Genomic DNA, 12,430 nt, shown 5'->3' with positions numbered 1-12,430 from the left:
CCTCCCCAGGCACTGCGACGGTCACCACTGTGGACCCGCACGCGGTGGTGACACGCTAGCCGCTCACCCCGACCACCACATCCCCAAAATCGCCAAAACCTGCCCCACCCCAGAGTCGGGTCAGGTGAGGGCTTTTAGGCGGGTGAGGAGGGCGTCGGCCGCGGCTCGTTCGCTGCGCTGCTCGGTCGCGTACGCCGTGCGGACCGCCTCCTCCGCACAGGACAGGGCCTCGGTCGGACGACCGCAGGCGGCCAACGCCTCGGCCAGCACACTCGCTGCGATCACCTGACTGCGCACGTCCTCGGCGGGTGCGGTGACCGCCCGGCGGGCCCAGTCCAACGCCTGCTCCCGCTGACCGTGAGCGAGCAGCGCCGCAGCGTACTGGGCCATCGTCTGACGGCGGGAGAAGAGCAACGAGGGTGCGTTCGCAGCGGCCGTGGCCACCGGGGCGAGCAGCCCGACCGCGGTCGCCGAGTCGCCGGCGGCGAGACGGGCCGCCGCCAGCAACACCCGGGGCGCCACCTGCGCCGGGGCCTGCGGGTTGTGCGGTTCCACGGCGGTCAGCACCGCGCGGGCCACTCGCTCGGCCGTCTCGCGGTCGCCCATGTCCAACGCGACGAAGCCCCGCAGTGTGCCGGCCATCCCGGTGAGCAGCGGATGCGAGGTCCGCTCCGCGTACGCCAGAGCGTCGGTGAGCAGGTCCGCCGCGTGCTCCGACTCGCCCAGCCCACGCGCCACCACCGCCCGGACCACCAGGGCGAACCCGCGGCCCCAGTCGTCGGAGGCGGCGGCGAAGTCCCGGTACGCGCGCCGGGCCTCCCGGTCGGCCTCGGCCAGGTCACCCAGCTCGGCGGTGGCGAACGCCGCCACCGCGCGCAACGTGCCCACCGCCCACGCCTCACCGACCCGCTCACCGAACGGCAGGAACACCTGCGCCATCCGACACGCCTCGCGCAGTCGGCCGGCGAGCAGCCGGGCGAACGCCGTGGTGCCGCGCAGCCAGGCCCGCCCGTACGGGTCCTTCAGCTCGGCGAAGAGCCGGGCGGCCCGACCGAGCACCGCGTCGGTGCCGGCGAAGTCACCCCGGGTGGTGGTCACCCAGGCCAGGTTCTGTAGGGACCACGCCTGCCCGCGCCGATCCTGCGCGCCGAGGCTGACCTGGTACGCGGCCGCCAACCGGCTGCTCGCCTGACTCAGCCGCCCCGCCACGAAGTCGGCCATGCCGAGCCGGCGCATCGCCGTGGCGCGCTGCGTGGGCAGCTGACCCTCCGTGGCGACCTGCAACGCCTCCTGCCAGGCGGTCACCGCCCGGCCCTGATCGCCGAGGGTCTCCTGGGCCTGCCCCGCCAGCAGCAGGGCGCTGACCCGGGTGGCCTCGTCCCCCGCGTTCGCGGCGATCTTCTCGGCGTACGCCAGCGCATCGGCAACGCGGCCGACCTGGAGCAACGCCCGGGCGTGCACCACCCGATCGGCTGCCGGCACCCCGTCGCGGGCCAACTCGGTGGCGCGCTCGGCGTACTCGACGGCCATGACCGGCTCACCGGCGGAGAGCGACCGGCGGGCGGCCCGACCGAGCGCGGCGACGCCGAGCGGGACTACCGCCCGGGCCGGCGCGTCCGGGCGCAGCTTCACCGCGTCGGCGAGCCGGGCGGCCCGCTCGACGTGCGCCGCCACGAAGTCGTCCCGGGCCTCGTCGGTGAACCCGCCCACCGTGCTGACCTTGCCCTCGTCCGCCGGCGCGGCCCACCGGGCCAGCGCGGCGTGCCGCTCGGCCAACTCGGCCTTGCTCACCCCGGCATACGCGGCCTCCCGCATCAGCGGCGTCGCGAACGAGTAGCCGGTACGCGAACGGTGCAGCATCCGGCGTTGCAGCAGCTCCTCGACAGCCCGGTCGAGCTCGACGGCGACCACTGCCGACGGCCGGCCGTCGCGACCGGCGCGCTGCTCCCGCATCGCCTCCAACGCTCCGGTCGGCACGGTGTCACCGGTGACCGCGGCGTCGCGCAGCACCGACCGGGCGTCCGGCGGCAGTGCGTCGATCCGAGCCGCGAGCACGGCGGCGAGGTCGCGGGAGAGCAGCCGACTGCCCAGCGAACCCGGCACCAGCCGCCAGCCGGCGGACCCGCCCTGCTCCCGCTCGGCGGAGCCAGGCCGCTCCGCCGCGACCCGCGCTGACCCGGCACCGACTCCGCGCACCGACGCGGCACCGGCACCGACTCCGCGCACCGATTCGGTGGTGAGCGCTCCGCGCTCGATCAGCAGGGTGACCAGCTCAGCCAGGTAGAACGGGTTGCCCTGCGCGGTGGCGAGCAACCGGTCGGCGTCGGCCTGTGGCAGCCGGCCGCCGCCGAGGTAGCTCGTGAGCAGCCGTGCCGCGTCGGCACCGCGCAGCGGCGGCAACGAATGCACCTCGGCGTCCGCGACCCGGGTCAGCGCACCAGCGGTGCGTACCAGCTCCGGGCGGCCGAGCAGCAGCACCAGCACCGGGCCGGTAAGCCTGGAGAGAGCCAGCCCGAGGGCACTGATCGTCTCGGCGGTGGCATCGTGCAGGTCGTCCACCACGATCACCAGCGGCGCCTCCGAGGCGAGCCCGCTGAGCAGATCGGCGACCGCGTTCGGCACCACCTCGGCATCCGCCGCCGCAGTGCCCGACCCGCCCCACTCGCCGCTGTCGGTGCCGCCGTGCGCCGGCAGCTCCGCGTAGCCGAGCAGGGCGAGCAGCTGCTCCGTAGCGATCGGCGCGATCTCACCGCCGGAGCGGGCGAGCCGCTGCCCGAGCCGCCGCAACCGCTCCTCCACCGCCGGGCGGGTCAGCGCGGGGGCGGCGTCGCTGGGCAGACCGACGGCGGCACGCACCAGGTCGGCCAGGGGTGCGAGCCGTCGCCGCTCACCGAACGCGGCACAGCGCACCGAGAGCACCCGGGCCCCGGTGTGCGCCGCGTACCGGCCAGCACCCACGTCGTACCCGGCGGCCAGGCGTTCTACCTCGGCAGCGAATCGGGACTTGCCGATCCCCGCCTCGGCGGTCATCAGCAGCACCCGCGGGTCGCCCTGGTCGATCACCTCGGCGAGCCGGCCGGCGATCCGGCCGATCTCCGTCTCTCGGCCGACGTACGGCGCCTCGTCGCCGAGCCCCGACCGGGTGCCCGGCGCGTCCAGCAGGCCCAGCAGCTCGTACGCCTCGACCGGCTCACGCTTGCCCTTGAGCCGCAACGGACGCAGCGCCCGCCAGGAGGAGACGTGCCGGGTTGCCGCGGCGGTGCGACCACCGGCGTAGACGGCTCCGACCGCTGCGGCATCGGCGAGCCGGGCCGCAGTGTTCACCGTGTCGCCGATGACCGTGTACTCAATCGCGGCCTGGATGCCCGCGATGACGTCGCCAGTATTCAGCCCCACCCGCAGCCCGAGCGGCGCGCCGCCGCCCCGCTCGTCGTCGAGCACCCGGCGGACGGCCCGTTGCATGGACAGGGCGGCCCGGACGGCACGTTCGGCGTCGTCCTCGTGTGCCACCGGGGCGCCAAAGACCGCCATGATGCCGTCACCGGTCAGCTTGTCGACGTGCCCGCCGAACGTCTTCACGGCACCGGCGAGGGCGGCGAGCACCCGGTCGGTGACCGCACCGACGCGTTCCGGGTCGAGGTCCTCCGACCAGGAGGTGAACTCGGAGAGGTCACCGAAGAGCACGGTGACCACCCGACGCTCGGCCGCCGGCAACGTGGCGGCGGCCGGCAGCGCGGCGCCACAGTTGTGGCAGAACCGCGCACCGGGAACGGCAACGGTTCCACACACGGGGCAGGTCACATGTGCTCCAACCCACTGGCCCCGGGCGCGGATTCCCCGGTGCCGACACCCAGATACTCCAACTGGGCACGGACCGACCATTCGGCCGCCCACCAGAGTGCGCGGTCCACGTCCGCGTAGACCGTCGCCACCACGTCGGCGGGGGTGTGGGCGCCTGCGGCGACCGCCGCCCGGACCTGGTCGAGCCGGGCCCGGCGGTGGGCCAGGTAGAAATTGGCGGCGGCGGCGCAGTCGGCCAGCGCCGGGCCGTGCCCGGGCAGCGCCACGATCCCCCGGTACGCGGACAGCAGCTCCAGGCTGTTCAGGTAGTCACCGAGGTGCCCGTCCGGGTGGGCGACCACGGTGGTGCCCCGACCGAGGATGGTGTCACCGGTGAGCACCACCCGCTCGTCGCCGTACTCGACAAGGAAGCAGACCGAGTCGGCGGTGTGCCCCGGCGTTTGCAGCAGGTGGACGCGCAGGTCGAAGTCACCGAAGCGCTCACCCGGCTCGGTCAACGGCTCACCGCCGATGGTGTGCGCCGGGTCCACGGCGAGGACGTGCACGCCGCCGAGCAGCTCGCTCAGCCGGGCGGCCCCCTCGGTGTGGTCGGGGTGGCCGTGCGTGATCAGGATCAGCCCGATGGGGCCGTGCTCGGCGATCCGGGTCAGGTGCCCCTCGTCCGCCGGCCCCGGGTCGACCACGATGGCGTGTTCGGCTGCCGACGCCCGCAGCACCCAGGTGTTGGTGCCGTCGAGGGTCATCGGCCCCGGGTTGGGCGCACGCAGCAGTGTCACCCAGCGGGGCAGCTCGTCGGCGAGCGCCGCCACCGCCCCCGTCACGTGCCCGCTCATGGCTGCGATCGTACGACCCCGCCCGCCACACCCCACGATCTTGCACTTGCAACCCCTGATTCATCCCCGTTCAGGGCTTTCGTCCGGGCCGAAAGTGCAAGATCGCGGGGAGATGGGACGCGTCAGGCGACCTCGAAGATCAGCTCGATCTCCACCGGGGCGTCGAGGGGCAGTTCGGCCACACCCACGGCGCTGCGGGCGTGGCGGCCGGCCTCCCCGAAGACGATGCCGAAGAGGTCGGAAGCACCGTTGATCACGGCAGGCTGACCGGTGAAGCCGGGCGCTGAGGCCACGAAGCCGGTCACCTTGACCACCTTGACCACGTTCTCCAGGCCGACCAGCGCGTCGACCGCGGCCAGCGCGTTGAGCGCGCAGCGCTGGGCGAGATCCTTCGCCTGCTCGGCGGAGATCCCGGCGCCGACCTTGCCGGTCGCGAGCAGCTTGCCCTCGGCCATCGGCAACTGGCCGGAAACGTACACGTGCTGCCCGGACTGCACGGCCGGGACATAGCTGGCCACCGGCGGCACGACGTCGGGCAGTTCGAGCCCCAGCTCGGCAAGCTTCGCGTGCGGACCGTTGCTCACTGCTTGGGCCGCTTCAGGTAGGCGACCAGCTGGTCCGGATTCGGGCCGGGGACCACGGCGACGAGCTCCCACCCGTCCTCGCCCCAGTTGTCGAGGATCTGCTTGGTCGCGTGGACCAGCAGCGGGACCGTGGAGTATTCCCACTTCTGCATCGCTGAAGGGCTCCCTCTCGGTGCGGAATTGTTCGAGGGACAGCCTACGGTCCGCTGGCCGGACGAGGTACGGGACGCTGCTCCGGCGCGGCCGGCAGCTCCCCGCAGAGCCCTTCGTGCTCGTACCCCTGGGGGCAGCGGGACCGATCGGGCAGCAGCAGGTCACAGAAGACCCGGTGCCGGTTGTTCTGATCGTCGGCGTTGGACACGGTGGTCTCGCCGGCGTCCAGCTCGGGCAGGAAGCCCAGCGACACCGCCACCCGGCCGGCCAGCACGGTCGCCGCCGCCAGATTCGGCACCCGGATCGGCAGGTGGATGACGAAGCCCGGCTCGTCGTCGTCGCGGGTCCGCTCGGCGGGCTGGCTCGGCACCCGAGCCGTCTCCGTCTGCTCCGGCATGCGGCGGTACGACCGTTCGTTGATCGGCTGGCTGGTGAGCTGCCCGCCGGCCTCGACCGCTGACCGGGGCCGGCGGGGTCGGTCGTTCGTCGGGAACTGGGTGCGAGGAATGTTGTCCGCGTCGCGCATGCACTGCCTCCGGTCGTACCTCTCGGACCATGCGTCCGGCCCGGACCCATTCGTCCGTTCCGGCCCCCCCGCACCGGGACGAAGGTAGGTCTGTGGCCGCAGTCCCGCCAACAGGACGCGCACAAGCATCACCAACAGTCACATATGCGACACACCGCAGGTCGGGGGCCTGACACCGAATCAGACGCGGGTACCGCCCACCGGACCGATGAACCGTGCGGCACGGCCGGGGCGATACCGATCCGGTCATCGACCGCTACCCTTCCGGTCGGACGGTCGCGCAGCGCCCGGCCGCCCGCTCGATCACGCTCGGCGCCAGGGGTGGCGGCGGGCGCCGCACCCCTGGGGGAACGACATGACCCACCCGCCCAGCGGCGACCAGGCCGACACACCCGCTCACCCGCCGGTCCACCCGGATCCCGCCGGTCAGCCCGGCGCGCTGGCCATCCCCAGCCAGCCGGCCCCCACCGCGCGACCTGGGCAGCTCGCCCTCCCCGCATCCCCCGCCCAGCCAGCGTTGCCGGCCCACCCCGCCTCACCCACCTCGCCCGCCTTCCCCGCCGCAGCGGCGCAGCCGGGCACCCCGGGCCCGTCGCCGATCCCCCCGCCCCCGCCGGGATACCCGCCCTACCAGGGTGCGGCCGAGCCGAAGAAGAAGCGCGGCCTGCTGATCGCGGCGATCGCGCTGGTCGTGATCATGGTGCTCTGCGTGGGCGGCGGTGTGGTGGCCTTCCTGACCCTGCGCAATGCCGAGACCGGCGAGGGCGCCAAGGAACCGGCGGTCGCCGTCGACGAGTTCCTCACCGCGGTCTACAAGGATCGCGACGCGACCAAGGCGGCCAGTCGGGTCTGCGCCGCCGCGCGCGACGACGACAAGATCGCCGCGAAGGTGGCCGAGGTGGAGAAGTACGCCGCCACCTACCAGAACCCGCGCTTCCGGTGGACCACCCCGAAGGTGGACAACCAGACCGGGGACCGGGCCACCGTCTCCACCCGGCTCACCATGACCACCGCTGACGAGAAGGTGGCCGACCAGGAGCTGCGCTTCACTGTGGTGCAGAAGACGGGTTGGTGGGTCTGCGAGGTCGCCTGACCGCCCGGCCTGGATAGGCTCGACGGGTGTGTGCAGCTGAGCGTCCGATCGACCCGGCCGGTGCCGGATGGTCTGCCCGCCTCCACGTGGTGACCGGCAAGGGCGGCACCGGCAAGACCAGCGTTGCGGCGGCCCTGGCCCTCGCGCTAGCCGCCGGTGGCCGGCGCACCCTGCTGGTCGAGGTGGAGGGGCGGCAGGGCATCGCCCAGTTGTTCGGCATCGACCCGCTGCCCTACGAGGAGCGGCACCTCGCCGACGCCCCGGGCGGGGGTGAGGTGCGCGCACTCGCGGTGGACGCCGAGGAGGCGCTGCTCGAGTACCTCGACATGTTCTACAAGCTGGGTGCGGCGGGCCGGGCACTACGCAAGCTCGGCGCCATCGACTTCGCCACCACCATCGCGCCCGGCCTGCGCGACGTGCTGCTCACCGGCAAGGTGAAGGAGGCCACCACCCGCACCTTGGGGCAGCGGCGCGCGTACGACGCGGTGGTGCTGGACGCCCCGCCGACCGGGCGGATCGGCCGGTTCCTCAACGTCACGGCGGAGACCGCCCGGCTGGCCAAGGTGGGCCCGATCAAGACCCAGAGCGAGGGGGTCGCCGCGTTGTTGCGGTCTCCGATGACCGCGGTGCACGTGGTCACGCTGCTCGAGGAGATGCCTATCCAGGAGACGGTCGACGCGATCGCCGACCTGACCGCCCTCGGCTTCGGCATCGGGAAGGTGCTCGTCAACGGCGTCCGGCCCCCGCTGCCCGCCGGCCGCGCGGTCACCGCCGCGGAGTTGAAGCGCGGGCTGGTCGCCGCCGGGTTGCCAGCCGATCGGGACATCGTGGCCGGGTTGCACGATGAGGCACGAGACCAGCTCATCCGGCGCGAACTGGAGGATTCGCTCCGCGCCGACCTGGTGGAGTTGGGGCTGCCGATGATCGAGCTGCCGTTGCTGCCCGACGGGGTGGACCAGGCCGGGCTCGCGACGCTGGCCCAGGCCCTCGTCCGCGCCGAATGACTCACACCTGAGCGCAGCACGGGCGCGCGGACCCACCGGCCCGATACGCTCGATTGGTGCCTTCCGAAGACGCGGCGCCGCAGCTGGACGTCGACCAGATCCTCGCCGACCCCGGCGTGCGGATCATCGTGTGCTGCGGTGCCGGCGGAGTGGGAAAGACGACCACGGCTGCGGCGTTGGCGCTGCGGGCCGCCGAGCACCATGGCCGGCGCACGGTGGTGCTCACCATCGACCCGGCCCGCCGGCTGGCCCAGTCGCTGGGCCTGACCGAGCTGGACAACACCCCCCGCCAGGTCAAGGGGATCGACGTCGAGGGCAGCGGCGGCGAGTTGCACGCCATGATGCTCGACATGAAGCGCACCTTCGACGACGTGGTGCTGCAGCACACCGACCCGACGAAGGCCGCGGAGATCTTCGCGAACCCGTTCTACCAGGCGATGAGTTCGACCTTCGCCGGCACGCAGGAATACATGGCGATGGAGAAGTTGGGCCAGCTGCACGCTCGGGGCGAATGGGACCTGATCGTGGTGGACACGCCACCATCGCGCTCGGCACTTGATTTCCTGGACGCGCCGGCTCGACTCTCCCGTTTCCTCGACGGCCGGATGCTGCGACTGCTGCTGGCCCCGGCCCGCAGCGGCGGACGGAGCATGTTCAGCCTGGTCACAGCCTCGTTCGGGATGTTCTCGAAGGTGGTGCAGAAGGTGCTCGGCGCGCAGCTGCTCACCGACCTGTCCGGCTTCGTGGCCGCACTGGATTCGATGTTCGGCGGCTTCCGGCAGCGCGCCGAGCAGACGTACCGCATCCTCCAGGCGCGGGAGACGGCCTTTCTGCTGGTCGCGACGCCGGAGCCGGACGCGGTCCGAGAGGCCGCCTACTTCGCGGGCCGGCTGCGCGACGAGCGGATGCCGCTGGCCGGCCTAGTGCTCAACCGGGTGCACCGCCCGGCGGTCCCGGAGCTGGACGCCGAGCAGAGCCGGGTCGCCGCCGAGCGGCTGACCGAGCTGGGTGGGCACGAGGGCACCGCCGACGTGCTGCGGGCGCACGCGGCGCTGGCTCGTCAGGCGGTACGCGAGCAGCAGGTCGCCGCGCGCTTCACCGAGGCGTTCCCGGCCGTGCCGGCGGTTTCGGTCACGGCGCAGCCCGCCGACGTGCACGACGTCGACGGGCTACGGACGATCGGCGCGGCGATCAGCCGGCCGTGACCGGCGTCAGTTGGCCGCGCTGACGAGAATCTTGTCCTTGCCGGCCTTGTCCTTGCTGTTCTTCTTCATCGCGGCCTCGAACATCTTGCGCCAGCTCGTCACCTGCGGGTGACGGCGCAGCAGCGCCCGCCGTTCGCGTTCGGTCATGCCGCCCCACACACCGAACTCGATCCGGTTGTCCAGCGCGTCGGCCAGGCACTCGTACCGAACTGGGCAGCTCCGGCAGATCCGCTTCGCCACGTTCTGTTCGGCGCCCTGTACGAACAACGCGTCCGGGTCCCCGTTCTGACATGCCGCCTGTGACGGCCAGTCAGTGATCATGCCCATGTGTACACGTCCCCCCTTGCAGTACCTACCGACCTCGTCGATGCACGTCAGCCGGCAATTCCCCCCGGTCGCCCGGCCTGCCTTCCCCAAGGCGGCGCGGACGACATGTGGCGCTGTCGCCGCCTCCATCATGCTCTGTAGTCGACTGATTACGCAACGTTGTCGGCGAAATCCATCATTCCGGACACTCCCGGCTTCCCGGGCCTTCAACCGCCGGTTACCCCGCCGAGGTCAGCGGTAACGCTGCGCCGCCTCCCTGAATTGGAGGAGACTCACGCCAGGTCACACGCAACCACGCACCGGGGGTCGTGCGTTTAGCACAACGAGGGCAGCGCGCGCAGGAAATGGGGAAAGAACGCCCCAGCGCCCCTCGTTCCCTACTCGCGTACCCTGTCGAGGTGACCTGGATGCGGAAACGTGACCACAATGTGCTGACCAACGCCGCATCGCTACTCGTGTGTGGCCTATTGGCCGGCGTGGTGGTCGCTGCGGCGGCCTTCCCCGCAGTGGCGATGTCTGGCCTGGCCGCGAAGGCCGGCGCAAAGACCTTCGACGCCCTGCCCACGGAGCTGGAGGCGCCCAGCGCGCCACAGATCAGCTACCTACTGGCCTCGGACGGCAAGACACCGCTCGCGACCATGTACGACGAGAACCGGCGCGACGTGAAGTTCGCCGACATCTCGCCGTACATGCAGAAGGCCATCATCGCGGCCGAGGACCATGACTTCTACAAGCACAACGGCGTCGACATCAACGGTGTCGCCCGTGCGTTCGTCAACAACCAGAGCGAGTCCGCCGGCCGGCAGGGCGCCTCGACGCTGACCATGCAGTACGTCCGGCTGGCCATCGCCTACTCGGCCACCCACCCGGCCGACGTGGTCGCGGCGACCGAGGACACCAGCGCCCGCAAGCTGCGCGAGATGCGGCTGGCCCTCCAGGTCGACAAGGAATTCTCCAAGGACGAGATCCTCACCCGCTACCTGAACCTCGCCGCGTTCGGCAACGGCGCGTACGGCATCTTCGCCGCCAGCCAGGTCTACTTCGGCAAGCCGCCGAGCAAGCTCAAGATCGAAGAGGCCGCGCTGCTGGCCGGCATGGTCAAGGCGCCCACGACGAACGACCCGACCACCGAGTCGGGTTACCCGGCCGCGCTGCATCGACGTGACTACGTCATCGACAACATGGTCGAGATCAAGGCCATCACCCAGCAGGAGGCGGACGCCGCCAAGGCGGTCAAGCTGGTGGTCAAGGACAAGCGCACCCCGAACGGCTGCGTGTCCGCCAACGTCAACAGCTGGGGCTTCTTCTGCGACTACTTCTACCGCTGGTGGATGGATCAGGAGACGTTCGGCTCGACGACGTACGACCGGGAGCGCCGGCTGAAGAGCGGCGGCTACACCGTCGTGACCTCGATCGACGTTCAGGCGCAGAAGGCCGCGGACAAGGCGGTCCGCAAGTCCAAGAGCGAGAACAGCAAGGAAGCCGCCATGGTCGCGGTGGTCGAGCCGGGCACCGGCCGGGTCCGGGCGCTGGCGGTCAACCGGCAGTTCAAGCTGGACGACCCGAAGAACCCGAAGAACAAGCTCTCCAGCGATCCGGCGAAGAGCAAGAAGAAGATCCGCGGCAACTACCCGGCGACGGTCAACCCGCTGCTCACTGGCGGCGACGGCATCAGCGGTTACCAGGCCGGGTCGACGTTCAAGATCTTCACCATCGTGGCGGCGCTGGAGAAGGGCATCCCGCTCAGCTACACGATCAACTCGCCGAAGCAGTTCCGGTCGGAATACATCATTCAGCCTGGCAAGGCAGCCTGTCCGGGAACCCACTTCTACTGCCCGACCAACGCGGCCGAGAGCATGGCCGGCCCACACAACATGTGGGGTGCCTTCGGCCGCTCGGTGAACACCTACTTCGTGCCGCTGCAACAGCAGGTCGGCGCCGAGAACGTAGTCAAGGCCGCCAAGCGGCTGGGCATCAACTTCCGATCTCAGGAAGATTTGGACCTGGAGAAGGGGGCGCACCAGTGGGGCGCCTTCACCCTGGGCGTCTCGCAGACCACCCCGCTTGATCTCGCCAACGCCTACGCCACCCTCGCCGCAGACGGCAAGTACTGCGAGCCGATCCCGGTGCAGGAGATCCGCGACCCGGCGGGCAACAAGCTGGACATCGCCAACCCGCGCTGCGAGAAGCGGTTCAGCACCGAGGTGGCCCGCGCCGCGGTGGACGCGGCCCGTTGCCCAGTCGGTGACAAGTCATCCGTCTCCCGGTGCACCGGCGCCACCTCCGGCAACATCCGCAACGACGTCGGTTACCCGGTGGCCGGCAAGTCCGGCACCACCGACTCGGAGAAGACCGCTGCTCAGGTCGTGATGACCAAGCAGTACTCGGTCGCCGGCATCATGGCCGACCCGGACTGGCCGCAGACCAACGTGAAGATGAAGCACTCGGAGCGGGACGGCATCAACCCGCCGGTGTGGGAGACGCTGCGCGACGCCATGAAGGGCAAGCCCCGCATCAACTTCGAGCCGCCGGGCCAGAAGATCTCCGAGGGTGACCAGCGCAGCATCCCCGACGTGAAGTGCGTGTCGGTGGACACCGCGAAGTCCCGGCTCAGGGGCGCTGGCTTCGAGCCGGTCGTCTCCGACACGAGGGTGCCGTCCTCCTGCAAGGCGGGCGAAGCGGCCGGTAGCAGCCCGGACGGACGCACGATCAAGGGTGGCGTGGTCACCATTCAGGTCAGCAGCGGTGGCGGCACGCCGGGCAACACCGAGGGCACCCCGGGTGGTCCGCCGCCCGGTAACGGGCCCGGTCGACCCGGCGGTCGTCCAGGCGGCTGAGCCGACGAGTAGGACACAACGGGCGGGCACCCTCCTCGGGTGCCCGCCCGTTCGTCTGTCCGGACCG

General features: G+C 71.5%; 9 protein-coding genes and 2 pseudogenes. 4 read left to right on the top strand and 7 right to left on the bottom strand.

Features of this window, described 5'->3' with window-relative positions; genetic code table 11:
* Positions 1 to 120 precede the first annotated feature (120 nt).
* From IF46_RS35760 to IF46_RS0120215, 6 genes and pseudogenes are all read right to left on the bottom strand, one after another.
* Positions 121 to 2,127 (bottom strand): annotated as a pseudogene (locus IF46_RS35760) (adenylate/guanylate cyclase domain-containing protein); the annotation flags it as partial.
* A gap of 105 nt (positions 2,128 to 2,232) precedes the next feature.
* Positions 2,233 to 3,801 (bottom strand): annotated as a pseudogene (locus IF46_RS35755) (adenylate/guanylate cyclase domain-containing protein); the annotation flags it as partial.
* The gene (locus IF46_RS0120230) at positions 3,798 to 4,634 is read right to left on the bottom strand and encodes an MBL fold metallo-hydrolase (protein WP_036392718.1); all 837 of its coding nucleotides are present in this window, start codon (positions 4,632 to 4,634) and stop codon (positions 3,798 to 3,800) included. The gene IF46_RS0120230 and the pseudogene IF46_RS35755, both read right to left, overlap by 4 nt.
* 122 nt (positions 4,635 to 4,756) lie before the next feature.
* A complete protein-coding gene (locus IF46_RS0120225) occupies positions 4,757 to 5,218 on the bottom strand; it encodes a RidA family protein (protein WP_030489913.1) in 462 nt (153 codons plus the stop codon).
* Positions 5,215 to 5,370: a DUF4177 domain-containing protein gene (locus IF46_RS34835; protein WP_165435850.1), complete on the bottom strand. Its 156-nt coding sequence runs from the start codon at positions 5,368 to 5,370 to the stop codon at positions 5,215 to 5,217. Before IF46_RS34835 ends, IF46_RS0120225 begins: the two co-directional genes overlap by 4 nt.
* A gap of 44 nt (positions 5,371 to 5,414) precedes the next feature.
* On the bottom strand, positions 5,415 to 5,897 hold the full coding sequence (locus IF46_RS0120215) for a hypothetical protein (protein WP_030489912.1): 483 nt from the start codon (positions 5,895 to 5,897) through the stop codon (positions 5,415 to 5,417).
* Positions 5,898 to 6,252: 355 nt separating this feature from the next.
* Here IF46_RS0120215 and IF46_RS0120210 point away from each other — a divergent pair, with 355 nt between their 5' ends.
* From IF46_RS0120210 to IF46_RS0120200, 3 genes are read left to right on the top strand one after another with little or no spacing between them, the layout of a single operon-like run.
* Entirely contained in the window at positions 6,253 to 6,990 is a 738-nt protein-coding gene (locus IF46_RS0120210) for a hypothetical protein (RefSeq protein WP_332261500.1), read from the top strand.
* Between the two features lie 26 nt (positions 6,991 to 7,016).
* A complete protein-coding gene (locus tag IF46_RS0120205) occupies positions 7,017 to 7,994 on the top strand; it encodes an ArsA-related P-loop ATPase (RefSeq protein ID WP_030489910.1) in 978 nt (325 codons plus the stop codon).
* A 53-nt stretch (positions 7,995 to 8,047) separates the two neighbouring features.
* Positions 8,048 to 9,199 carry an ArsA family ATPase gene (locus IF46_RS0120200; RefSeq protein ID WP_030489909.1) on the top strand — a complete coding sequence of 384 codons (1,152 nt, stop codon included), beginning with the start codon at positions 8,048 to 8,050 and terminating at the stop codon, positions 9,197 to 9,199.
* A 6-nt stretch (positions 9,200 to 9,205) separates the two neighbouring features.
* On the opposite strand, the gene IF46_RS0120195 is transcribed toward IF46_RS0120200, so the two are convergent.
* Positions 9,206 to 9,526, bottom strand: a complete 321-nt coding sequence (locus tag IF46_RS0120195; RefSeq protein WP_030489908.1) for a WhiB family transcriptional regulator — start codon at positions 9,524 to 9,526, stop codon at positions 9,206 to 9,208.
* A gap of 407 nt (positions 9,527 to 9,933) precedes the next feature.
* Here IF46_RS0120195 and IF46_RS0120190 point away from each other — a divergent pair, with 407 nt between their 5' ends.
* Entirely contained in the window at positions 9,934 to 12,363 is a 2,430-nt protein-coding gene (locus IF46_RS0120190; protein ID WP_036392712.1) for a penicillin-binding protein, read from the top strand.
* Positions 12,364 to 12,430: the final 67 nt, after the last annotated feature.

Source organism: Micromonospora chokoriensis, assembly GCF_000718555.1.
GTDB classification, from domain to species: Bacteria; Actinomycetota; Actinomycetes; order Mycobacteriales; family Micromonosporaceae; genus Micromonospora; species Micromonospora chokoriensis_B.
This window is presented reverse-complemented; position numbering and strand designations above follow the sequence as displayed.

Excerpts from the sequence above, each read along its gene's own strand:
- IF46_RS0120195 (WP_030489908.1), bottom strand. The coding sequence starts at position 9,526 with ATGGGCATGATCACTGACTGGCCGTCACAGGCGGCATGTCAGAACGGG.
- IF46_RS0120230 (WP_036392718.1), bottom strand. The coding sequence starts at position 4,634 with ATGAGCGGGCACGTGACGGGGGCGGTGGCGGCGCTCGCCGACGAGCTG.
- IF46_RS0120210 (WP_332261500.1), top strand. The coding sequence starts at position 6,253 with ATGACCCACCCGCCCAGCGGCGACCAGGCCGACACACCCGCTCACCCG.
- IF46_RS0120190 (WP_036392712.1), top strand. The coding sequence starts at position 9,934 with ATGCGGAAACGTGACCACAATGTGCTGACCAACGCCGCATCGCTACTC.
- IF46_RS34835 (WP_165435850.1), bottom strand. The coding sequence starts at position 5,370 with ATGCAGAAGTGGGAATACTCCACGGTCCCGCTGCTGGTCCACGCGACC.
- IF46_RS0120215 (WP_030489912.1), bottom strand. The coding sequence starts at position 5,897 with ATGCGCGACGCGGACAACATTCCTCGCACCCAGTTCCCGACGAACGAC.